General features: G+C 72.8%; 24 protein-coding genes. 15 read left to right on the forward strand and 9 right to left on the reverse strand.

Going from position 1 to position 20,058, the window contains the following annotated elements; all coding sequences use genetic code 11:
- Window positions 1–16 precede the first annotated feature (16 nt).
- Both JOD95_RS09640 and JOD95_RS09645 read right to left on the reverse strand, forming a co-directional pair.
- Window positions 17–1,000 carry a TerC family protein gene (locus JOD95_RS09640; protein WP_209684796.1) on the reverse strand — a complete coding sequence of 328 codons (984 nt, stop codon included), beginning with the start codon at window positions 998–1,000 and terminating at the stop codon, window positions 17–19.
- A 75-nt stretch (window positions 1,001–1,075) separates the two neighbouring features.
- A complete protein-coding gene (locus tag JOD95_RS09645; protein ID WP_307810414.1) occupies window positions 1,076–1,528 on the reverse strand; it encodes a MarR family winged helix-turn-helix transcriptional regulator in 453 nt (150 codons plus the stop codon).
- Between the two features lie 164 nt (window positions 1,529–1,692).
- Here JOD95_RS09645 and JOD95_RS09650 point away from each other — a divergent pair, with 164 nt between their 5' ends.
- From JOD95_RS09650 to JOD95_RS09700, 11 genes are all read left to right on the forward strand, one after another.
- Window positions 1,693–2,346, forward strand: a complete 654-nt coding sequence (locus JOD95_RS09650; protein WP_209684798.1) for a hypothetical protein — start codon at window positions 1,693–1,695, stop codon at window positions 2,344–2,346.
- A gap of 294 nt (window positions 2,347–2,640) precedes the next feature.
- Window positions 2,641–3,522, forward strand: a complete 882-nt coding sequence (locus JOD95_RS09655) for a S26 family signal peptidase (RefSeq protein WP_209684801.1) — start codon at window positions 2,641–2,643, stop codon at window positions 3,520–3,522.
- Window positions 3,519–4,370: a LamG domain-containing protein gene (locus JOD95_RS09660; protein WP_209684803.1), complete on the forward strand. Its 852-nt coding sequence runs from the start codon at window positions 3,519–3,521 to the stop codon at window positions 4,368–4,370. Before JOD95_RS09655 ends, JOD95_RS09660 begins: the two co-directional genes overlap by 4 nt.
- A 142-nt stretch (window positions 4,371–4,512) precedes the next feature.
- Window positions 4,513–5,721, forward strand: a complete 1,209-nt coding sequence (locus tag JOD95_RS16945) for a sensor histidine kinase (protein ID WP_209684804.1) — start codon at window positions 4,513–4,515, stop codon at window positions 5,719–5,721.
- Complete coding sequence (locus tag JOD95_RS09670; protein WP_209684806.1) at window positions 5,709–6,371, forward strand: response regulator transcription factor; 663 nt, start codon at window positions 5,709–5,711, stop codon at window positions 6,369–6,371. The genes JOD95_RS16945 and JOD95_RS09670 overlap by 13 nt, the downstream gene beginning before the upstream one ends.
- Before the next feature lie 62 nt (window positions 6,372–6,433).
- Entirely contained in the window at window positions 6,434–7,219 is a 786-nt protein-coding gene (locus JOD95_RS09675) for a DUF4097 family beta strand repeat-containing protein (protein ID WP_209684808.1), read from the forward strand.
- Between the two features lie 165 nt (window positions 7,220–7,384).
- Window positions 7,385–7,822: an ester cyclase gene (locus tag JOD95_RS09680; RefSeq protein WP_066657448.1), complete on the forward strand. Its 438-nt coding sequence runs from the start codon at window positions 7,385–7,387 to the stop codon at window positions 7,820–7,822.
- A gap of 79 nt (window positions 7,823–7,901) precedes the next feature.
- Window positions 7,902–8,612, forward strand: a complete 711-nt coding sequence (locus JOD95_RS09685) for a copper resistance CopC family protein (RefSeq protein WP_209684810.1) — start codon at window positions 7,902–7,904, stop codon at window positions 8,610–8,612.
- On the forward strand, window positions 8,609–9,325 hold the full coding sequence (locus JOD95_RS09690; protein ID WP_374191730.1) for a CoA pyrophosphatase: 717 nt from the start codon (window positions 8,609–8,611) through the stop codon (window positions 9,323–9,325). Before JOD95_RS09685 ends, JOD95_RS09690 begins: the two co-directional genes overlap by 4 nt.
- 27 nt (window positions 9,326–9,352) lie before the next feature.
- Window positions 9,353–9,610, forward strand: a complete 258-nt coding sequence (locus tag JOD95_RS09695) for a VanZ family protein (RefSeq protein ID WP_209684813.1) — start codon at window positions 9,353–9,355, stop codon at window positions 9,608–9,610.
- A gap of 22 nt (window positions 9,611–9,632) precedes the next feature.
- Entirely contained in the window at window positions 9,633–10,019 is a 387-nt protein-coding gene (locus JOD95_RS09700) for a DUF1304 domain-containing protein (protein WP_209684815.1), read from the forward strand.
- Window positions 10,020–10,040: 21 nt separating this feature from the next.
- On the opposite strand, the gene JOD95_RS09705 is transcribed toward JOD95_RS09700, so the two are convergent.
- Entirely contained in the window at window positions 10,041–10,442 is a 402-nt protein-coding gene (locus JOD95_RS09705) for an arsenate reductase ArsC (protein WP_209684816.1), read from the reverse strand.
- Between the two features lie 176 nt (window positions 10,443–10,618).
- On the opposite strand from JOD95_RS09705, the gene JOD95_RS09710 reads away from it, so the two are divergent.
- Window positions 10,619–11,170 carry an AAA family ATPase gene (locus JOD95_RS09710; RefSeq protein WP_209684817.1) on the forward strand — a complete coding sequence of 184 codons (552 nt, stop codon included), beginning with the start codon at window positions 10,619–10,621 and terminating at the stop codon, window positions 11,168–11,170.
- On the opposite strand, the gene JOD95_RS09715 is transcribed toward JOD95_RS09710, so the two are convergent.
- Window positions 11,128–11,952, reverse strand: a complete 825-nt coding sequence (locus JOD95_RS09715; protein WP_209684818.1) for a DNA-formamidopyrimidine glycosylase family protein — start codon at window positions 11,950–11,952, stop codon at window positions 11,128–11,130. The two genes, JOD95_RS09710 and JOD95_RS09715, sit on opposite strands and share 43 nt — an antisense overlap.
- Before the next feature lie 41 nt (window positions 11,953–11,993).
- Window positions 11,994–12,404: a MerR family transcriptional regulator gene (locus JOD95_RS09720; RefSeq protein WP_307810415.1), complete on the reverse strand. Its 411-nt coding sequence runs from the start codon at window positions 12,402–12,404 to the stop codon at window positions 11,994–11,996.
- A gap of 69 nt (window positions 12,405–12,473) precedes the next feature.
- Between JOD95_RS09720 and JOD95_RS09725 the strand changes: the two genes are divergently transcribed.
- A complete protein-coding gene (locus JOD95_RS09725; RefSeq protein ID WP_209684819.1) occupies window positions 12,474–13,175 on the forward strand; it encodes an SDR family oxidoreductase in 702 nt (233 codons plus the stop codon).
- 65 nt (window positions 13,176–13,240) lie between these two features.
- Here JOD95_RS09725 and JOD95_RS09730 read toward each other — a convergent pair whose 3' ends face one another.
- The 3 genes from JOD95_RS09730 to JOD95_RS09740 form a co-directional block, all read right to left on the reverse strand.
- Window positions 13,241–15,088 carry a BCCT family transporter gene (locus JOD95_RS09730; RefSeq protein WP_209684820.1) on the reverse strand — a complete coding sequence of 616 codons (1,848 nt, stop codon included), beginning with the start codon at window positions 15,086–15,088 and terminating at the stop codon, window positions 13,241–13,243.
- Between the two features lie 33 nt (window positions 15,089–15,121).
- Window positions 15,122–16,366 carry a DUF2254 domain-containing protein gene (locus JOD95_RS09735; protein ID WP_209684821.1) on the reverse strand — a complete coding sequence of 415 codons (1,245 nt, stop codon included), beginning with the start codon at window positions 16,364–16,366 and terminating at the stop codon, window positions 15,122–15,124.
- Between the two features lie 154 nt (window positions 16,367–16,520).
- Window positions 16,521–17,162 carry an SDR family oxidoreductase gene (locus JOD95_RS09740; RefSeq protein WP_066657413.1) on the reverse strand — a complete coding sequence of 214 codons (642 nt, stop codon included), beginning with the start codon at window positions 17,160–17,162 and terminating at the stop codon, window positions 16,521–16,523.
- A gap of 98 nt (window positions 17,163–17,260) precedes the next feature.
- On the opposite strand from JOD95_RS09740, the gene JOD95_RS09745 reads away from it, so the two are divergent.
- Together JOD95_RS09745 and JOD95_RS09750 are read left to right on the forward strand one after the other, a co-directional pair.
- The gene (locus tag JOD95_RS09745) at window positions 17,261–17,746 is read left to right on the forward strand and encodes a DUF4126 family protein (protein WP_066657411.1); all 486 of its coding nucleotides are present in this window, start codon (window positions 17,261–17,263) and stop codon (window positions 17,744–17,746) included.
- Between the two features lie 144 nt (window positions 17,747–17,890).
- The gene (locus tag JOD95_RS09750) at window positions 17,891–18,862 is read left to right on the forward strand and encodes an NAD(P)-dependent oxidoreductase (RefSeq protein WP_209684822.1); all 972 of its coding nucleotides are present in this window, start codon (window positions 17,891–17,893) and stop codon (window positions 18,860–18,862) included.
- A gap of 9 nt (window positions 18,863–18,871) precedes the next feature.
- On the opposite strand, the gene JOD95_RS09755 is transcribed toward JOD95_RS09750, so the two are convergent.
- Window positions 18,872–20,053: an MFS transporter gene (locus JOD95_RS09755; RefSeq protein WP_066657406.1), complete on the reverse strand. Its 1,182-nt coding sequence runs from the start codon at window positions 20,051–20,053 to the stop codon at window positions 18,872–18,874.
- Window positions 20,054–20,058 lie beyond the last annotated feature (5 nt).

Below are 20,058 nucleotides of genomic sequence, written 5' to 3' on the forward strand. Positions count from 1 at the left end.
ACCGCGGCCCGGACGGTCAGCGCCCGCTGACCACCGCGTCCCGTCGCATCCGGACGAGGCTCGCCCCCGTCGCGCCCGCCATCGCGACGAGGATCACCACGAGGGACACCCAGGTCGGGATCTCCGGTGCCCACGAGAACCCCTCGCCCCCGTTGAGGAACGGCAGCTCGTTCTCGTGCAGGGCGTGCAGCACGAGCTTCACCCCGATGAACGCCAGGATGAGCGCGATCCCGTACTTCAGGTAGACCAGGCGCTCGAGCAGCCCGCCGAGCAGGAAGTACAGCTGCCGCAGACCCATCAGGGCGAACACGTTCGCGGTGAAGACGATGAACGCGCTCTCGGTGATGCCGAAGATCGCGGGGATCGAGTCGAGCGCGAACAGCAGGTCCGTCGTGCCGATCGCGATGAGCACGATGAGCAGCGGTGTGAAGTGCTTCGCCCCGTCCTGGGAGACGCGGAACTTCATGCCGTCGAACTCGTCCGTGATGCGCACCCGACGGCGCAGCAGGCGGACGAGGGCGCTGTCCTGCTGCTCCTCGTCGTCGTCCTCACGGAGCTGCTGGATCGCGGTCCAGATGAGCCACGCGCCGAACAGGTAGAAGATCCAGGTGAAGTCCTCGATGAGTTGCGCGCCGACCAGGATGAACACCCCGCGCAGGACCAGGGCGATGATGATGCCGAGCATCAGCACCTCCTGCTGGATCGCCTTCGGCACGCTGAACCGCGCCATGATGATGACGAAGACGAACAGGTTGTCGATGCTCAGGCTGTACTCGGTCAGCCAGCCGGCGACGAACTGCCCCGCGGCGTCCCCGCCGGCGAAGACGAGCATGAGCACCGCGAAGACGAGCGCGAGCCCCACGTAGACACCGACCCACGTGCCCGATTCGCGCAGGCTCGGGACGTGCGGTCGGCGGGCGACGATGAGCAGGTCGACGAGCAGGATCGCGACGAGCGCGATGATGGAGCCGACCTCGAAGACGACGGGGAGCTGGGGCATCGTTCCAGTCTGGGGCATGCGGACGGGAGGCGCGCGGCGGGCCCGCGACGTCCCTTCCGTCCGCCGCGTCCCGGTTCAGTCCCCGCGGACGCCGATCGCGTCGGCCGCCTGCTCGTACAGGCTGGTCGCCAGGGAGTTCAGCACCTCGTGGAGCTCGCCGCCGTGCGCGCCGTCGACGGCGCGCAGCATCGCGCCGTAGCGCGTGCGGTAGTCCTCGACGACGGCGTCGCCAGCCGGGAGCAGGCGCAGCAGGGACCCCCGTCGGTCCGCGGGGTTGGGTGCGCGCTCGATCAGTCCGGCGGCCGTCATGCGGTCGATCATGTTCGTCACCGCACCCGAGGTCAGCCCGAGGTAGCCGGCCACCTCGGTGGGGGTCGAGTACCCGGTGTCGCTGACGAGCACGAGCGCACGCAGGGCGTTCTCGTGGATGCCGGCTCGCGCGCTGAGCTGGCCGACCAGGCTCGTGTTCGCGCGGACGACCGCGGCGAACGCCGCCATCAGGTCGGCGTCGTCGGTGGAGGGGGCCACGGGACCTGCTTCCGTCGAAGGGGGGACACGGGGCGTCCCCCGCTCTGGGGTAAGTATACGAGTGGTCAAATTGGTGAACAACTGACTATCTTGATCATTGAAGCAAGTGAGCCCGAACCACTTGCTCCGACTGCCCGCACCACCACCGAACGATGAGGTACACCGTGTCCACCAAGCTCCGCACCTCCGCGATGAAGCGGATCCGTTTCGCCCCCGTGGCACTCCTCGCCGGCATCTTCGCCGCCGTCCTGCTGTCGCTCTCGCTCACCGGCACCCTCTCCGGGTTCGCCGCGAGCATCACCAACTCGAGCAACACCGCCGCGACCGGCACGCTGGTCATGCAGGAGCAGAACGCCGGCGCGACCGTCACCTGCCTCAGCACCGACGGTGGTTCGGTCTCCACGAACGCGGCGACCTGCTCCACCATCAACAAGTTCGGTGGCAGCACGACGATGACGCCCGGCAACACCGTCAACACCGCGATCTCGATCAAGAACACCGGTACCGCGAACGCCGCGACCTTCACGCTGACCCCGGGTGCGACCTGCACGCAGTCGGCCAACGGCACGCAGAACGGCACCGCGACCGACCTGTGCGCGAAGATGAACCTCGTCATCACCTCGGGCTCGACCACCGTCTTCAGCGGCACCCTCGCCAGCTTCAAGGGTGCGCCGGCCTCGTCCTTCACGATGCCCCAGGCCCCCGCCGCCGGCGCCACCGTGCCGTTCAACTTCGCGGTCACCCTCGACCCGTCGGCCGGCAACACGTACCAGGGCCTCGCAGCGTCCGTCCCGATGACCTGGACCTTCACCGCCTGACCCGCAGGGAGCGAGCCGGCGTGACGCCCTGATCCCGTCCCGCCGGCACGGTACCCCCCGCTCCCAGACCGAACTCCACAGACCGACGCCCCCCGACCGGCCTCCCCCCTTCCGGCCGGGTGACGTCACCCCCGGCGCAGTCCGACCGTCATCCCCCCGTCCGGTCGGACGCGTCCACCCCGGCGGCGCTCGGACGTCCCCCCACGCCCGAGCGCCGCCCCCCTTCCCCACGCACTCCCCGCACCCGCACCACCCGCCGTCCCTCCGGGGCGGCCGACCCCACCGGAGCAGCAGATGAGCCAGACCGCAGCGATCCCGCTCAGCGGCACGCTCGACCGTCCGGTCCTGCGCGGCCGTGCCGTCAGCCGCTCCGAGACCGTCCTCGCCTGGACGGTCGCCGCGGTCGCCGCCGTGCTGCTGACCGCCGCGGTGCTGTTCCTGTCCGCCGGTGGTCGCTGGTTCGTCGTCGAGACGCCCTCGATGGGCGTGGCCGCCCCGGTCGGCACCCTCGTGCTCGACATGCCGGTCGACGTGGACACGCTCGCGGTCGGCGACGTCGTCTCGTTCGCGACCGATGCGAACCCCGGCGTCGTCTACACGCACCGCATCATCGGCATCGACGCGCAGGGCCTGCACACCCGCGGGGACATCAACGGTGCCACCGACCCGTGGACGCTCACGCAGCACGACGTCATCGGCGCACCGGTGCTCCTCGTGCCCCACCTCGGCTGGCTGTTCCGCGCCGCACCGATCCTGCTCGTCGGCACCCTGCTGATCTGGACGCTCACCAGCGCCTTCACCGACCGCGTGACCCGCACCTGCCTGCGCATCGCCGGTGGTGCCCTCACGACCTCGTACGCAGCCTTCGTCCTCAAGCCGTTCGTGAACGTGACCACGATCACGAACACCTCGAGCCCCGAGGGTGTCGAGGCGACCATCGTCTCCTCCGGGATGTTCCCCGTCCGCGTCGAGGCCCACGGCGGCACCACCGTGCACCTGGTCGACGGCCAGGTCGGACGCGTCGTCATCCACGAGCTCACGGCGAACGGGCACTACCAGCTGACCTCGAACATCCACCTCGACCCGGTCGGCTGGGCTGCGCTCGTCCTGGTGTGCCTCGTGCCGCTCGTGCTCTGCCTGGCCGTCGGCCGTGTCGAACCGGTGCGTGCCTCGTGAGGGCCGGTCGCCTCCGCGACGGCCGGGTCGTCGCCGCACTGCTCGTCGTCGCCCTCGCCGTGGTCGTGCTGCTCAACCAGTTCGCTCCGACGCGGTCCGCGTACAGCGCGACCGTCGCGAACACCGGCAACACCGCGGCGACCGCGCCGTACTTCACCTGCGGTGCCGCAGCGCTGGCCGACGCCTCCGGCGCGCTGTTCGCCTACGACCTCGACGAGGCTGCCGGCGCGAAGACCGCGGCGGACTCGTCGGGCAAGGGCAACGCCGGCACCTACCAGGGGTCGATGACCACGACCGCGAACCCGGCAGCGTGCTCCCGCGACGGTGGTCCGGCGTACACGCTGAACGGGTCGACGAGCTTCGTCTCGACGCCGCGGGCCTACGCGAACCCGACGACCTTCAGCGAGGAGGTCTGGTTCCGCACCACGGTGGCCGGTGGACTGCTCATCGGCTTCGGCAGCAACCAGGTCGCCACCTCGGGGCAGCACGACCGGCAGATCTACGTCAACACCTCGGGGCAGCTCGTGTTCGGCTCGTACAACGGCACCACGCAGGTGATCACGTCCCCGAAGGCCGTCACCGACGGTGCGTGGCACCACGTCGTGTCGACGATGTCGCCGACGAACGGGATGCGCCTGTACCTGGACGGCACCCTCGTCGCGTCGAACACCGCGTTCAAGGCCCCGGAGAACTACACCGGGTACTTCCGCATCGGGTACGACACCATCAGCGGGTGGCCGGGGGCGCCGTCCAGGGAGTACTTCACCGGGTCGATGCGGTACGCCGCGGTCTACTCGACGGAGCTGTCCGCGACGCAGGTCGCGAACCACAACGCCGCCGGTCGCTGACCCACCGGCACGACGGACGGGAGGCGCGTGGCGGGGTCGCCGCGCGCCTCCCGTCCGTCCGTGGGCGGGTGGGGGAAACCCCCACCCGATCGTGCGGTCACCACCGTCGAGCGGTGCTCGCGTCCGCCCCTACTGTGAAGCCGTGCAGAAAGCGATCGCCCTCTGGAGCTCCGCCGTGGACCTCCTCCTCGACGCGTTCCTCGGCCTCGTCTGGACCGTCCTCCTCGTCACGTTCCTCGCCACCTCGATCGGCAGCATCCCCGCCGCCGGGGTCGGGGTGCTCCTGCTGGTGGCCACGACCCTGACGGCCCGGTGGGCCGCCGAGCTCGAGCGCCGCCGCGCCGCGGCCCTCCGCGACGTCGAGATCCCACGGCCGATCCGCCGGACGACCCGCACGACCGGGCTCTGGCGTCCCGTGGTGCAGGCGTTCGTCGACCTCGCCGACCCGGTGACCTGGCGGGCGCTGGCGCACCACCTGGTGTCCACCGTGCTCGGCTGGGGGTTCCTCTCGCTCGTGACGCTCGCTCCGTTCATCGTGACGACGGCTCGATCCGGTCCCCTGCCGGGACTGCTCCCCGGTGGCACGGCCGGTGGTGTCACGGCGAGCGTGGTGCTCCTCGTGGTGACCGTGCTCTACGTGTGGGGCGCCGGCAGTCTCGACCGGGCGCTCGCACCGCTGCTCCTCGGCTCCAGCCGGACCGCGGCGCTGCAGGACCGCATCCACGCCCTCGCCGACGCCCGGCAGGGTGCGGTCGACGCCGCGACCACCGAACGACTCCGCATCGAGCGCGACCTGCACGACGGCGTCCAGCCCCGGCTCGTGGCGCTCGCGATGACCCTCGGCATGGCCCGGTCGCGCTTCGACAGCGACCCCGCGGCCACCCGGGAGCTCCTCGACCAGGCGCACCGCGACGCGAAGGACTCGATCACCGAGCTCCGACAGCTCGCCCGAGGCATCCACCCGGCGATCCTCACCGACCGGGGGCTCGACGCCGCGCTGTCCGCCGTGGCCGCACGCAACGCCGTCCCGACGACCGTCGACGTGGTGCTCACCGGTCGACCGCGGCCCGAGGTCGAGGCGGTCCTCTACTTCGCCGTCGCCGAGGCGTTGACGAACGTCGCGAAGCACTCCGGTGCCACGCGGTGCTCCGTCACCGTCGACCAGGTGCCCGGCGGTGTCCGGACCGTCGTGTGGGACGACGGGGTCGGTGGCGCCGGCACCGACGGTCACCCCGGCGGCGGACTGAGCGGGATGCGCGACCGCGTCCGCGCCGCCGGCGGCACCCTGCTGACCGAGAGCCCCGTCGGCGGCCCGACCCGAGTGACCGTGGAGCTCCCGTGCGCATCGTGATCGCCGAGGACGCCGTCCTCCTGCGGGCCGGACTCGTCCGCCTGCTGACCGACGCCGGGCACGAGGTGACGGCGGCCGTCGACACCGCTCCCGCCCTCCTCGACGCCGTCGCCGCCGACCGCCCCGACCTGGCGATCGTCGACGTGCGGATGCCCCCGACCTCCACCGACGAGGGGGTGCGCGCCGCGGTCCTCATCCGCGCGCAGCACCCCGGGGTCGCGGTGCTCGTGCTCTCCCAGTACGTCGAGGAGCGCTACGCGGCCGACCTCATCACGAGCGACACCGCAGGACTCGGGTACCTGCTCAAGGACCGCGTGGTCGAGGTCGACGAGTTCCTCGGTGACGTCGCGCGGGTCGGTTCGGGTGGCACCGTGTTCGACCCCGAGGTGGTCGCGCAGATCCTCGCCCGCTCGCGCCGCACGGACGGCATCGACACCCTGTCCCCGCGGGAGCTCCAGGTCCTGCAGCTCATGGCCGAGGGTCGGTCGAACAGCGCGGTCGCCGCTGCGATGCACATCACCGAGAGCTCGGTCGAGAAGCACGTCTCCGCCGTGTTCACGAAGCTCGGCGTCCCGGCCGAGGGCACCGGCAACCGCCGCGTGCTCGCCGTGCTCCGCTACCTGTCCGAGGCCGCCGGCCGGGGACGCTGACCGCGCACCCGCCCCGCCCCGCCCGCCCACCCCGCACCAGCACCCGAAGGAACGAGATCCCCGTGACGACCACCGCCCCGCCCACCAGCTCCACGCCCCCACCGGCTCCCCGACGTCCCCGCACCCTGCGGACCGTCCTGCTCGTGGTCGGCTCCGTGCTGCTCGTCGCACTGCTCGCCGTCGTCGTGGTGCAGTCCGTCGCCGCCAGCGACCGGCAGGACCACTCGCGGACGAGTGCCGTCGACGAGTCCTTCGACCGCATCCGGATCGAGGCCGGGGCAACCGACGTCCGCGTCGAGCGGGTCGACGTGGACCGCACGGAGGTCGTCTTCGTCGCCGGTGACACACGACTCCGTGAGCGGCACGCGGTCCGCGACGGGGTGCTCGACCTCACGGTGTCCGGTCCGGCGTGGAGCATCGTCGACCTCTCCGTCGGGGTCCGGCAGGGCGCCCACCTGACCGTGCGGGTGCCGGAGGACGCCGCGGACGTCCCGGTCGAGGTCGACGCCACCGCCGGCGACGTGCTGCTCGCCGGCAGCTGGGGTGACGTCGCACTGACGAGCACCGCCGGTGACGTCACGCTCGACGGGCGGGCGGACGCCCTCGCCGTCGAGGCGACCTCGGGCGACGTGCAGCTCACCCTCGCTGCGGCGCCGCGGAGCATCACGGTCGAGACGACGTCGGGCGACCAGGTGGTCAGCCTGCCGGACGGCGACTACCGGATCACCGCCGAGGCCACCGTCGGCGACGTCGACAACGAGCTCGGTACCGACCCCGGTGCCGCGCAGCAGTACCGGTTCACGGCGGTGGCGGGCGACGTCGAGATCCAGCGCGGGACGGGCCGCTGACCGGTCGGCGGACGGACGGGAGGAGCGTGGCGGGGTCGCCACGCTCCTCCCGTCCGTCGCCACCGTCGTTCGCCGATCGGACAGCGTGTCCCTCGGACACCCGGGTCGTTCCGGGGTCTCCGGCGTAGCCAGGACCCTCACCGTCCGACCACGGGAGGAACCCACATGACCAAGGACGCGAACGCCGCCACGCAGGAGAAGCTCGGCGGGATCCTCGAGGCCCGCGACTGGGGTCGCATGCACGAGGCCTGGCACGAGGACGTCGTCGACCACGACCCCGCACCCGGGCAGGCGCCCGGACTCGCCGGCATCGTCGACTTCTGGACGGAGTTCACGACGGCGTTCCCCGACGTCACGCTCGAGGCCGACCCGCTGATCGTCACCGACGACTTCGTCACCGCGGTGTTCACGATCCACGGCACGCACACGGGTCCGTTCCAGGGGCACGAGCCGACCGGACGCTCGTTCACCGTCCGTGGCATCCAGGTGTCGAAGTTCGTCGACGGCAGGATCGCGGAGCGCTGGGGCTCGACGGACCAGCAGGGCATCGAGGAGCAGCTGCAGCTCGGCTCGTCCGACGTGCAGTTCGTCAGCAAGGGCTGACCGGGCCGCTCTGCCGGACGCCCCGGGTACGCTCGGGGCGTCCGGTACCAGCCGGGTCCGCCCTCGTCGAAAGGCACCCGTGCGTCTCCGAGCCCTCCTCGCCACCGTCGTCGTCGCAGCGCTCGCGCCCGTCCTGTTCGTCGCCGGACCGGCATCGGCCCACGACGTGCTGGTCGCGTCCGACCCGGTGGCCGACGCGACGGTCGCGGGTGACCTGGACCGCATCACCCTGACCCTCTCCGAACCGCCGCTCAGCGGCCTGCAGACCGGCATCGTGATCAGCGTCACCGACGCCCAGGACGCCGAGCACACGTCCGGCGAGGTCACGGTCGAGGGCAACACCATCGGCAAGGACCTCGACATCTCCGAAGCGGGGTCGTACTCGGTGCGGTGGCGGAGCGTCTCCGTCGACGGGCACCCGATCTCCGGCGAGTACCGGTTCGCGTCGAGCGGCCCGGCAGCGCTCGACTCCTCGACGACCTCGGGCATCGCGGAGACGCCGACCCCGACCGCTGCTGCGTCCTCCGCAGCGCCGACCGCGACGGCGACGGCGGACGCCGCGTCCGGCACCTCCGACGAGGTGTCGGCCACCCAGGCGGCCGTCGCCCCGGTCGACCACCGACACCACACGATCCTGCTGCTGATCGTCGCGCTGGTCGTCGTCGTGTTCGCCGGCGTCGTCGGCGTCCGCGCCCTGCTGGCCCGTCGGAACGGTGTCCCCGCCGCGGGACCGGACGTCGAGGACGGCACGGTCGGACACGGCACGGACGAGGACGGCACACGGCGGTGACCAGGGCGGCGCAGGTCCCGTCGGCCGACGCTGCCCGCGCGGCGCTCGCCGCCGCCGCCGGCCCCGGAGCCGCCCCGCTCGTGCCCGCGATGCCGAGCACGCCGGACCCCCGGGCGGCGGCCGTGCTCATGCTCTTCGGAGTGCTCGACCGCACCCCGAGCACGCGCCCCGCCGTCGCCGACGCCGTGCACCGTGACCTCGACGTCCTGCTGCTCGCCCGCGCCTCGACCCTCCGCTCGCACCCGGGCGAGATCGCGTTCCCCGGCGGGCGCATCGACCCGGACGACGTCGACGCGCCCGCTGCGGCCCTGCGGGAGGCCCGCGAGGAGACCGGGCTCGACCCGTCCGGTGTCGAGGTCCTCGGCACCCTGCCCGCCGTACCGCTCGCGCACTCGAACCACCTGGTGCGGCCCGTGCTCGGGTGGTGGCGCGAACCCACTCCCGTGCGGGTCGTCGACGAGCGGGAGTCCGCCGCCGTCTTCCGGACGCCCGTGGCCGACCTGCTCGACCCGGCGAACCGCGGGGTGACCGTCCTCCGTCGCGGCGGCCGGGAGTGGCGGGGGCCGGCCTTCACGGTACGGTCGGACCAGGGCGTGCACACGCTCTGGGGGTTCACGGCGATGCTGCTCGACGCGCTCTTCGACCGGCTCGGCTGGACGGAGCCCTGGGACGCGGGGCACGAGCTCCCGCTCCCTGCGCACCGAAGGACCTGACCCCTGTTCTCCACCCTGCTCGTCGAGGTGCCGTGGCTCGCCTCCGGCGTCCTCGTCCCGGTCGTGTTCCTGGCCGGGCTGCGCACCGGCCGGCCGCTGCTGACGGCGGCTGCCGGCATCGGCCTGTCCGCCGGCATCGAGGTGGTGCAGGCGTTCGTGCTCGGCATCGGCCGGGCCTGCGACACGAGCGACCTGGTCACGAACGGCATCGGCGCGGTGATCGGCGGCCTGCTCGCGGCAGCGGCGCTCGGGCTCGTGCGACGCCGGGCCACGCGACGTCGCTGACCGGACGTCGTAGGGTCTGGGCATGACCGTCGTCGCCCTGGTGCTCGCCGCCCTCGCCGCGCTCCTGCACGTCTGGATCTTCGTGCTCGAGTCCGTCCTCTGGACCACCCCGCGTGCGCGGAACACCTTCGGCACCTCCGAGCAGGAGGCCGCCGCCACACGCTCGCTCGCGTTCAACCAGGGCTTCTACAACCTGTTCCTCGCCGTGCTCGTCCTGGTCGGCATCGTCGTCGTCGCGTCGGGCGGCACCGCCGTCGGCCTGACGCTCGTCGTCGCCGGCACCGGGAGCATGCTGGCCGCCGCGCTGGTGCTGTTCACGAGCGACGCGACGAAGCGCCGTGCCGCCACCACGCAGGGCGCGCTGCCGCTCCTCGCGCTGCTCCTGCTCGGGATCGCCGCGCTGGTCTGACCGAGCGGTCGCGGCGCTGGTTCAGAGCAGCTCGGCGAGCAGGGCCTCGACCCGGCGGCGGACGTCGTCGCGCACCGGGCGCACCTGGTCGATCGGCAGGCCGGCCGGGTCGGTGAGCGCCCAGTCCTCGTAGCGCTTGCCCGGGAAGACCGGGCACGCGTCCCCACAGCCCATCGTCACGACGACGTCCGCCTGGCGCACCGCGTCGGTGGTCAGGACGGCGGGCTGCTCCCCCGCGATGTCGATGCCCTCCTCGGCCATCGCCTGCACCGCGACGGCGTTGATGCGGTCGGCGGGCTCCGACCCGGCGGAGAAGACGTCGACACGGTCGCCGCCGAGGTGCCGGAGCCACCCGGCTGCCATCTGCGAGCGGCCGGCGTTGTGGACGCAGACGAACAGGACGGCGGGCTTCTGGTCGGGCACGGTGACTCCGGGGGTCGTCGGGACGGGGTGGGGTCATCCTGCCGCACCGAGGTGAACGGACGGGCCCGGCGGCGGACGGGAGGCCCGTGGCGGGCCGGCACCGTGCCTCCCGTCCGTCCCGTGGCGCGTCCAGATCGTGACCCACCCGAGCGGGTCGGTGCGGTAGCGTCCGCGGGGTGATCGTGTGGATCAACGGCACCCACGGGGCCGGCAAGACGACGACGGCCCGCCTGCTGCAGCCGATGCTGCCCGACGCCCACGTGCTCGACCCGGAGAAGATCGGCGAGGTCCTGATGGACGTCCGACCGGCGCTGCCCGACCACGGGGACTTCCAGCACTGGGCCCCGTGGCGCCCCCTCGTCGTCGAGACCGCGCGGCGGGTGCTCGACCAGGTCGGCGGCACCCTCGTCATGCCGCAGACCGTGCTGGTCGAGGCCTACTGGCGGGAGATCGCCGACGGGTTCGCGCAGCACGGGATCCCGGTGCGGCACGTCGTCCTGCACGCCGACCAGGACACCCTGCGCCGACGGATCGAGGACGACGCCGTCGTCGGCTACTCGACCTTCCGGATGAGCCGCCTCGCCCCGTACGCCGAGGCGGCGGACGGCTGGCTGCACGACGCCGCCGAGGTCGTGTCGACCGTCGGACGCACGCCCGAGCAGGTCGCCCGGGGCATCGCTGACGGTCAGCCCGCGGCGGTCCCGGCGAGCCCGATCGCCGCGGGCTGACAGCGGGGACACCACCAGACGCGTCGGGGCGCGGAGCCGACCACCTCGACGTCGTCGCGGGCGCGCACCCGCGTGCCGCAGCGCAGGCACGGCCGACCGGCCCGCCCGACGACCCAGTGGCGCTCCCCACGACGGAGCACCCCCGTCGTCACCTGGTGGGCGTCCGGTGTCGTCGCCGAGTGGCGGAGCATCCGCTGCGCGGTGTCGAGCAGGGTCCCGACGTCGACCGTGCCGATCGGCCGGTCCGGGTGCAGCCCGCGGACGAAGCCGAGCTCGTTCGCCCAGAGGTTGCCGAGCCCGGCCACGCGCCGCTGGTCGAGCAGGACCGTGCGCACGGGCAGGTCCGGGTCGGCCGTGCAGCGTCGGACGGCCTCGTCGCGGTCGAAGTCGTCGTGGAGCAGGTCCGGGCCGAGGTACCCGACCGCCAGGTGCTCGTCGCGGGTGGGGAGCAGCTCGACCACGGGCAGCGCGATCCCCCACACCGTCCGTCCGTCGTCGAGGGCCATGCGCACCCGGGCGTCCTGCGCGGCGCGGACCGGCAGCCGCTTCCCCGCACCCGTCGTGGTCCACGAACCGGTCATCCGCATGTGGGTGTGGAGCGTCGTGCCGTCGTCGAACCGGGTGAGCAGGTGCTTGCCGTGCGTGGCGTGGGCGACGATGCGCCGGCCGCCGAGCGGGGTGCCGGCGTCGGCGCCGCCGCGGAGCTCGCCGCGGGCGACCAGGGCCCCGTCGACGGCACGGAGTCGAGCTGCCAGGCGGTGGACGGAGTCACCCTCGGGCATGCCCTCACGCTAGGCGGGGCCACCGACAGCGTCGGCGTCCCTCAGGCCGCGGCGGCGTGCTCCCGGAGCGCCGGGCAGTGCTCGGGCGTCGGGTGCTCGGTGATCGCGATGACCTCGTCGAGCCGGTCGCGGGCGGCCTCGAGCTCCGCGAGCTGTGCGGTGATCCGGTCGCGCTCGGCGACCAGCAGCGCGAAGGACTCCGGCGTCGCCACCCCCGCGTCGACGCACGGCAGCAGCTGCACGATGGTCCGGCTCGGGAGTCCGGCGGCGAAGAGCTGCTGCACGAGCTGCACCCGTTCGACCGACGACGCCGCGTAGGACCGCTGGCCACCCGCGGTCCGCTCCGCGCTGAGCAACCCCTGCTCCTCGTAGTACCGCAGCGAGCGCACGCTCGCACCCGTCGCCGCAGCGAGGTCACCGATCCGCACGTCGTCTCCGATCCACACTTGCACCTGACACCGATGTGAGGTCCTACCGTAGCCGAGCCGCAGCGGGAAGGACCCGCCAGGCAGGAGGACACCATGGACATCGCCGGATCCGTCGCACTCGTCACCGGGTCGAACCGGGGCATCGGCCGCCGCTTCGTCACCCAGCTGCTCGAGCGCGGCGCGTCGAAGGTCTACGCGACCGCTCGCCGTCCCGAGCTCGTGGACATCGACGGCGTCGAGGTGCTGCCGCTCGACATCACCGACGAGACGTCGGTCGCCGCTGCGGCTGCCGCCGCGCAGGACGTCACGCTGCTCGTCAACAACGCCGGGATCGCCGGGACCGGCTCGCTCCTGCGCGACGACCTCGCCGACGCGCACCGGCTGCTCGACACCCACCTCTGGGGCACCCTGTCGATGCTGCGGGCCTTCGCACCGGTCATCGAGCGCAACGGTGGTGGCGCGGTGGTCAACGTGCTCTCCGCGCTCTCCTGGTTCGCGTACCCGGGGTCAGGTGCCTACGGGGTGGCGAAGGCCGCGGAGTGGAACATGACGAACGCGGTCCGGCTCGAGCTGCGCGACGCCGGGATCACGGTCCAGGGGCTGCACCTCGGCGCGGCCGACACCGACATGATGGCCGGGTACGACGGCCACATGACCGACCCGGCCGACGTCGCACGCGCGTCGCTCGACGGGGTCGAGCAGGGGCTCGCGGAGGTCGTCGTCGACGAGTGGAGCGCGATGGTCAAGGCGTCGCTCCAGCAGACGCCGGACGTGCTCGCGGCGCAGCTCGGCTGACGGCAGGACGGACGGGAGGCGCGGTGCCAGCCGGCACCGCGCCTCCCGTCCGTCACCGGGTCGCGTCAGGAGCCTGGGCGCTCCTCCGGGCGGTCGGCGGACGTGTCCGCCGGCGCCGGGTCGAGGGTCGCGTCGATGCCGGGGTCCGGCGAGACGGTCTGCGTGTGCACCGGGAAGGCGTCCGGCGAGGTGCTGACCTCGCCGACGGCCGACGCGGAACGCCCACGGCCGCCGCGGATCCGGCGCACCAGGTCCCAGGGGCGACCGGACTGCCGCTGCTCCGGTGCGTCGACCTCGAGACCGTAGTACGCGCCGACGTGCTCGAGCAGGACCTCGCGCTCCGCCTTGTCGTACGCCCGGCGTTCCCGGTTGAAGGCGATCACGGTGGACCAGCAGACCATGAGCAGCACGACGCTGAACGGGAGTGCCGTGGTGATCGCCGCGGTCTTCAACGCGTTCAGCCCGCCGGTCAGCAGCAGCGCGACGGCGAGCAGGGCGGCGACGACCGCGAAGAAGACGCGGAGCCAGTTCTTCGGCTCGATGTCACCGCCCGAGGCGATCATCGCCATGACGAGCGACCCCGAGTCCGAGGACGTCACGAAGAACACACCGATGAGCAGGATCGCGCCGAACGTCAGCACGACGCCCGCGGGCAGGTCGGCGAGCAGCGTGAAGAGCGACCCCTCGACGTCGACGGAGCCGTCCGCGCCGACGAGGCCGCCGGTACCGTCGGTCTCCTGGTGGATCGCGGCACCGCCGAGGACGGCGAACCAGAGGAAGGTGAGGGCGGTCGGCACGAGCAGCACGCCGAAGACGAACTCACGGACGGTGCGACCGCGCGAGATCCGGGCGATGAAGATGCCCACGAAGGGGGCCCACGACATCCACCAGCCCCAGTAGAACGTGGTCCAGGCGCCCTGCCACTCCTCGCCCGCGGCGCCCTGCTGCGCGGTGACGTTGAAGGACAGGCCCACCACGTTCTGCAGGTAGGCACCGATCGACTGGACGAAGTCGCGGAGCAGGAACTGCGTGGGGCCGACGATCAGGATGAAGAGCAGCAGTGCCGCCGCGAGGATGAGGTTGAAGTTCGAGAGGATCTTCATGCCCTTGGTCACACCGGTGACCAGGGAGACGATCGTCACGGCGGTGATGACCGCGATGATGGCGATCTGGCTGACGGTGCTGCTCTCGGCGAGGCCCGCGCTCTCGAGGCCGGCACCGATCTGGATGACACCGAGGCCGAGCGAGGTCGCGACACCGAACAGCGTGCCGATCAGGGCGATCACGTCGATGAGGTTGCCCCACCCGCCGCGCACGCGGTTGCCGAGCAGCGGTTCGAGGGCCCAGCGGATCGAGACCGGGCGGCCCCTGCGGTGGATCGCGTACGCCAGGGCGAGGCCGAGGACGACGTAGATGGCCCAGGCGTGCAGGCCCCAGTGCAGGAAGGTCTGGGTCATCGCCTGCTGGGCGAGCTGGTTCTCGGTGCCCGTGACACCGGGCCGGGGCGAGGCGAAGTGACTGAGCGGCTCGGAGACACCGTAGAAGACGAGGCCGATGCCCATGCCCGCAGCGAAGAGCAGGGCGAACCACGAGCCGGTGGAGAACTCGGGTTCGTCCTGGTCCTTGCCGAGCTTGATGTCGCCGTACCTCGAGAAGCCGACGAACAGGGAGAACCCGACGAAGAACGCCGCGATGAGCACGTAGTACCAGCTGAAGTTGCGGACGATCCCGCTCTGCAGTGCGGTGAACACGGCCTCGGCGGACGACGGCGCGATGAGGGTCCAGGCGACGAAGCCGAGCACGATCACGGCGGCCGGCCAGAAGACCCAACGAGCGAGCTGGGGGGTGGTGCGGACCGGCTCACCGGGCCGGAGTTGATCGGATGCGGTTGCGGGTGGTCTGGTGGTGGCCATCCGTCCATGGTGCCTGATGTGCTGTGGAACCGTTCAGGCGGGGCTGTCCTGGCCGGGGTCGACGGTCCGCGCACGCATCGTCGCGACGAGTCCGCGCCGCCGCTGGGACGCCTGCTGCTCGAGCCGACCGGCCAGCCGGTCGGCGGCACGCTCGACGAGCGGCTGCCCGGCGCCGTAGTGGCCGACGGTCGCGAAGAGGCCCGCCACGAGGTCCTCCGGTGCCGGCCAGTGCTGCAGGACGCGCGGCGCTCCCTCCGGGCCGAGCAGCGCCGTGACGGCCGCCCGGTCCCGCCAGAGCGGCACCAGGACCGGCGTCGCCATGTCCAGGGCGCTGACCGCGGTGTACGGGTCGTTCGAGCCGGAAGCGAGCCCGCGGACGGCGATCTCGACCAGCTGCTGCAGGGCGAACTCGACGTCCTGCACGGGCGTCCTGGCGGTGCCGAGGACCACCGCGGCGCGCAGCGTCCGAGCGGTGGCGGCGTCGACCGTCGGCCTGCTGCCCCCGTCCGCGCGGACCCGGACGACGACGTCGCCCTGGATCACGTACCGGCCCGGGGTCGCGACGACGTCGACGAGACGGTCGTTGCGGCCCGCCCAGGCCGTCAGGGCCCGCCACTCCACCGACTGCACGTAGCCGTCGGCCGCAGCCCGGACCGCGGACCACCCGTCCTCGGGCACGACGACGGGGGCGATCGTCCGTCGATCGTCGTCGCCGTCCCGGTAGGCCTCGTCGACCGCTGCACGCAGGTCGGTCTGCACCTGCCGCTGCAGCGACGTGATCTGCGTGCTCGACGCGATGTGGTGGATGAAGAAGACGAGCACGCCCACGTCGAGCACGGCGAGCAGGACCGCGACGTGGATCGCGACGACGGGGACGAACGGGTCGCCGTCGTCGACGTCGGTGTGCACCGTCCGCAGCACGACCATCGCGTAGAGGAACGTCGACGTGAACGCCGCGAGCACGAGCTGGTTCGCCCGGTCGGCCGTGAAGTTCCGCACGAGCCGCGGGCCGTACGTCGAGGACGTGGTGGCGAGGACCGAGATCGTGATCGAGAACGACGTCCCGGCGACCGTGAGCATCGCCGTGCCGATCGTCGTCAGGATCGACCGACCGCCCCCGGCGCTCAGCGCGTCGAGGAACGGCACCGCGGGGACCCGCCCGTCGAGGACCTCGCGGTCGAGGGTGACGAGCAGCTGCGCGGCGACGATCGCCACCACACCGAGCACGGCCGGCAGGAACCAGAAGGACTCCCGGATGCGGACGAGGAGAGCGTGCATGGACTGGTCCGTTCGTCCCGGTGGTCAGAAGTCTCGCGACGTTTCGGTGACGGGGCCCCCGATCCGTCGGAGGTGGACGCGCCGCACGAGCCGGATCACCAGCTCGTGGTCCCCGATCTCCAGCGTGAGCGACCGGGGGGCGTCCGCCACGCGGTCAGCCCCGGAGGAAGTCGGCGATCGCCGTGTCGCCGCCGTTGAAGCGGATGGTCCGACCGGCCGTCGACGGGTCCTCGAGCACGTCCGCGACCACGTGGGCCACGTCACCGCGCGGGACCTGCGACGCCGAGCCGTCCCAGTCGACCGAGCCGGTCGGCTCGTCGTCGGTCAGGGTGCTCGGCGCGACGACCGTCCACTGCAGCCCGGAGTCCCGGAGCACGGCGTCGGCGATCATCTTGGACTGCGCGTACGCGAAGAAGTCCTGGTCCTGGGGGATCCCGTGGTCGAGCTTCGACCCGGACCACGAGACCATCACGTAGCGGTCGACCCCGGCCTGCGCGGCGCCCTGCACGGACAGGACGGCGGCGTCGCGGTCGATCGCCCAGGTGCGGTCCGCGGAACCGCCGCCGGCACCGGCCGACCAGACGACGGCGTCGTGCCCGCGGACCAGGTCGGCGAAGTCGGTGAGCGACTGCTCCTGCACGTCGGCGACCCGGGGCTCGCCGCCGTGGGCGCGCACCTCGTCCTGCTGGTCGGGGTCGCGGATCACGGAGGTCACGCGGTGTCCGCGCTCGGTGAGGATCCGGGTGGCGAGGAGCGCGACCTTGCCGTGGCCGCCGAACAGGATGACGTTGCTCATGGCCCGGACGGTACGCGGTGCGGCTCGGAAGCGGCGGGAGCGGGTCCGTCCCCCAGCGCCCGGCGAGTACCGTCCGGTGCGACACGACGGGAGAACCGATGAGCAAGCACGACGAGCAGCACACCCTGGTCCGCACTCTGGCACTCGGGTTCCTCAGCGGTGGACGGAGCAGCACCCCGCTGGCCGTCCTCGCGCTGAACCACGACAACAAGGCCGTCAAGGGCGACTGGCAGCAGTGGAAGGCCTTCAGCTCGCCGCTCGGCCGCGGCCTGCTCGTCGCGTCCGCCATCGGCGAGCTCGTCGGCGACAAGTCCCCGAAGGCCCCCGCCCGCATCTCGCCGCTCGGCCTGGTCGGCCGCATCGGTGCCGGTGCGTTCGCGGGTGCGGCGCTCGGGACGACCGGTCGGCGGGACCTCCGACTCGAGGGCGCGATCCTCGGAGGCGTCGGCGCGATCGTCGGCAGCTTCGCCGGGTGGGCCGCCCGCAAGCTCCTCAGCAGCTCCGGCCTGCCCGACCCGGTCGGCGCGCTCGCCGAGGACGCGGCGGTCATCGCCGGCTCCGTCAAGGTGGTCAGCGGGTCCTGACCGGACCGACACCGGACGGGAGGCACGTGGCGGACCCGCCACGCGCCTCCCGTCCGTCCGGTGTCCGGTCCGTCGCCGTCCCGTCCGCCGGGGAGCACCGGCAGGGCCTGCCGCACACGGGGACGCGCGCCTAGCGTGGCCCGCATGGACATCGTCGTCATCGGAGCCACCGGCCACATCGGCACCTTCCTGGTCCCCCGCCTCGTGCGCGCCGGGCACCGCGTCAGGGTCGTGACGCGCGGCACCAGCAGCCCGTACGCGGAGGCTCCCGAGTGGGAGCAGGTCGAGCGGATCACCGCCGACCGCGAGCAGGAGGACCGGGACGGCACGTTCGGCGACCGGATCGCCGCTCTCGGCGCCGACGCCGTGGTCGACCTCGTCTGCTTCACGCTCGGGTCGGCCGAGCAGCTCGTCCGGGCGCTCCGCGGCAGCCGGACCCACCTGGTCCACTGCGGGTCGATCTGGCGCGCCGGCGTCTCGCACGTCCTGCCGATCACCGAGGAGACCGCCACGCCGCCCTTCGGCGAGTACGGCACGCAGAAGGACGCCATCGCCCGGATGCTCCTGCAGGAGACCGCCGACGGCGGGGTCGTCACGACGTCGATCCACCCCGGGCACATCAGCGGTCCGGGCTGGATGCCGATCGGTCCGCTCGGCAACCTCGACCCCACGGTGGTCGAACGGCTCGCCGCGGGCGAGGTCGTCGAGGTCCCGGGCCTCGGCGCGGAGTCGATGGCCCACGTGCACGCCGACGACGTCGCGCAGCTGTTCCAGCTCGCGGTCGAGCAGCGGGACGCCGCCGCCGGGCAGGACTTCTTCGCGACCGCCCCGACGGCGCTCACGGTGCGCGGGTACGCCCACCTGGTCGCGTCGTGGGCCGGCCGGGAGGCACGGCTCGAGTCCGTCGACTGGGACCGGTTCCGGCAGACCACGGATCCGGAGCACGCCGACGCGAGCTGGGAGCACCTGTCCCGCAGCCAGGTGTTCAGCACCGAGAAGCCGCGGCGTGTCCTCGGGTACGCACCGGCGTACACGGCGTCGGCGACGGTGCGCGATGCGCTGCGGTGGCAGGCGGAGCACGGCGACCTCGACGTGCCGGAGTCGTTCCGCCCCTGATCCCGACCGTCAGCTCGACGCGGTGCGCCCCGGGAGCGCGAGTGCCCCGCGTCGGTGCACCGCCCAGACCGTCGTCGCGAAGCCGACCAGCACGGCAGCGCCGACCGTCACGGCGGTCCACCCGCCGGCGTTCCAGAGCACGCCGGCGATCGCCGACCCGACCGCGCCGCCGGCGAAGTTCCCGGTGACGAACGCCGTGTTCAACCGGCTGCGAGCCGCGGGGTCGATCGCGAACAGCCGTGTCTGGTTCAGCACGTTCGTGGCCTGCACCCCGACGTCGAGCAGCAGCACCGCGACGAGCACGACCACGATCGACCGCGCCCCCAGCCCCGCGACCACCAGCGAGACGAGCACCAGCACGAGCGCGGCACCGGTGACCGGGACCGACCAGCCGCGGTCGTGCAGCCGCCCGACGCGCTGCGCCGCCACCGCCCCGGCGAGCCCGACCAGACCGACGGCGCCGATCGCGGTGGTCGAGTACCCGAAGGGTGCGCTGCTGAGCAGGAACGTCAGCGCCGTCCAGAACATCGTGAACACGGCGAACACCGACGCGCTGACGACCAGCGTCACGCGGACCGCCAGGTGTGCCCGGACGACTCCGACCACCGACGCGATGAGCTGCGGGTACCGCACCCGCTCGCGCCGTGGCAGGCGCGGGACCGCCCGCGCGAGCAGGAACGCCAGCACGACCGCGACCACCGCGGCCAGGACGTACACGCTCCGCCACCCGGCGACCTCTGCGATCACGCCGCTGACGGTCCGGGACAGCAGGATGCCGGTGAGCACGCCGGACGCGATCGTCCCGACCACCCGACCACGTGACGCCGGGTCGGCCAGGTCGCCCGCGAGCGGGATGAGGAGCTGTCCGGCGACCGTCGTGGCGCCGACCAGCGCGAGTGCGACGAGCAGGGCGCTGAACCCCGGGGCGAGTGCGGCCGCGAGCAGGGCCACGGCGGAGGCTGCGAGCACGCCCGGCACCAGCCGACGACGGTCGACCACGTCGCCGAGCGGCACGAGCAGCAGGATCCCGAGGGCGTAGCCGACCTGCGTCAGCGTGACGAGGAACCCCGCGGACGCGGGCGAGGTGCCGAGGTCGGCGGCGATGTCGTCGAGCAGCGGTTGCGCCCAGTACAGGTTGCCCACCGCCGCACCGCCCGCGACGGCGAAGAGCAGCGTGCGGCCGCGGGTCATGGTCG

It is taken from the genome of Curtobacterium sp. 1310 (assembly GCF_017834105.1).
Taxonomy (GTDB): Bacteria; Actinomycetota; Actinomycetes; order Actinomycetales; family Microbacteriaceae; genus Curtobacterium.

Coding starts and splice junctions, on each gene's coding strand:
- JOD95_RS09640 (WP_209684796.1), bottom strand. CDS start 1,000: ATGCCCCAGCTCCCCGTCGTCTTCGAGGTCGGCTCCATCATCGCGCTC.
- JOD95_RS09655 (WP_209684801.1), top strand. CDS start 2,641: ATGAGCCAGACCGCAGCGATCCCGCTCAGCGGCACGCTCGACCGTCCG.
- JOD95_RS09680 (WP_066657448.1), top strand. CDS start 7,385: ATGACCAAGGACGCGAACGCCGCCACGCAGGAGAAGCTCGGCGGGATC.
- JOD95_RS09700 (WP_209684815.1), top strand. CDS start 9,633: ATGACCGTCGTCGCCCTGGTGCTCGCCGCCCTCGCCGCGCTCCTGCAC.
- JOD95_RS09715 (WP_209684818.1), bottom strand. CDS start 11,952: ATGCCCGAGGGTGACTCCGTCCACCGCCTGGCAGCTCGACTCCGTGCC.
- JOD95_RS09725 (WP_209684819.1), top strand. CDS start 12,474: ATGGACATCGCCGGATCCGTCGCACTCGTCACCGGGTCGAACCGGGGC.
- JOD95_RS09730 (WP_209684820.1), bottom strand. CDS start 15,088: ATGGCCACCACCAGACCACCCGCAACCGCATCCGATCAACTCCGGCCC.
- JOD95_RS09735 (WP_209684821.1), bottom strand. CDS start 16,366: ATGCACGCTCTCCTCGTCCGCATCCGGGAGTCCTTCTGGTTCCTGCCG.
- JOD95_RS09740 (WP_066657413.1), bottom strand. CDS start 17,162: ATGAGCAACGTCATCCTGTTCGGCGGCCACGGCAAGGTCGCGCTCCTC.
- JOD95_RS09745 (WP_066657411.1), top strand. CDS start 17,261: ATGAGCAAGCACGACGAGCAGCACACCCTGGTCCGCACTCTGGCACTC.
- JOD95_RS09750 (WP_209684822.1), top strand. CDS start 17,891: ATGGACATCGTCGTCATCGGAGCCACCGGCCACATCGGCACCTTCCTG.
- JOD95_RS09755 (WP_066657406.1), bottom strand. CDS start 20,053: ATGACCCGCGGCCGCACGCTGCTCTTCGCCGTCGCGGGCGGTGCGGCG.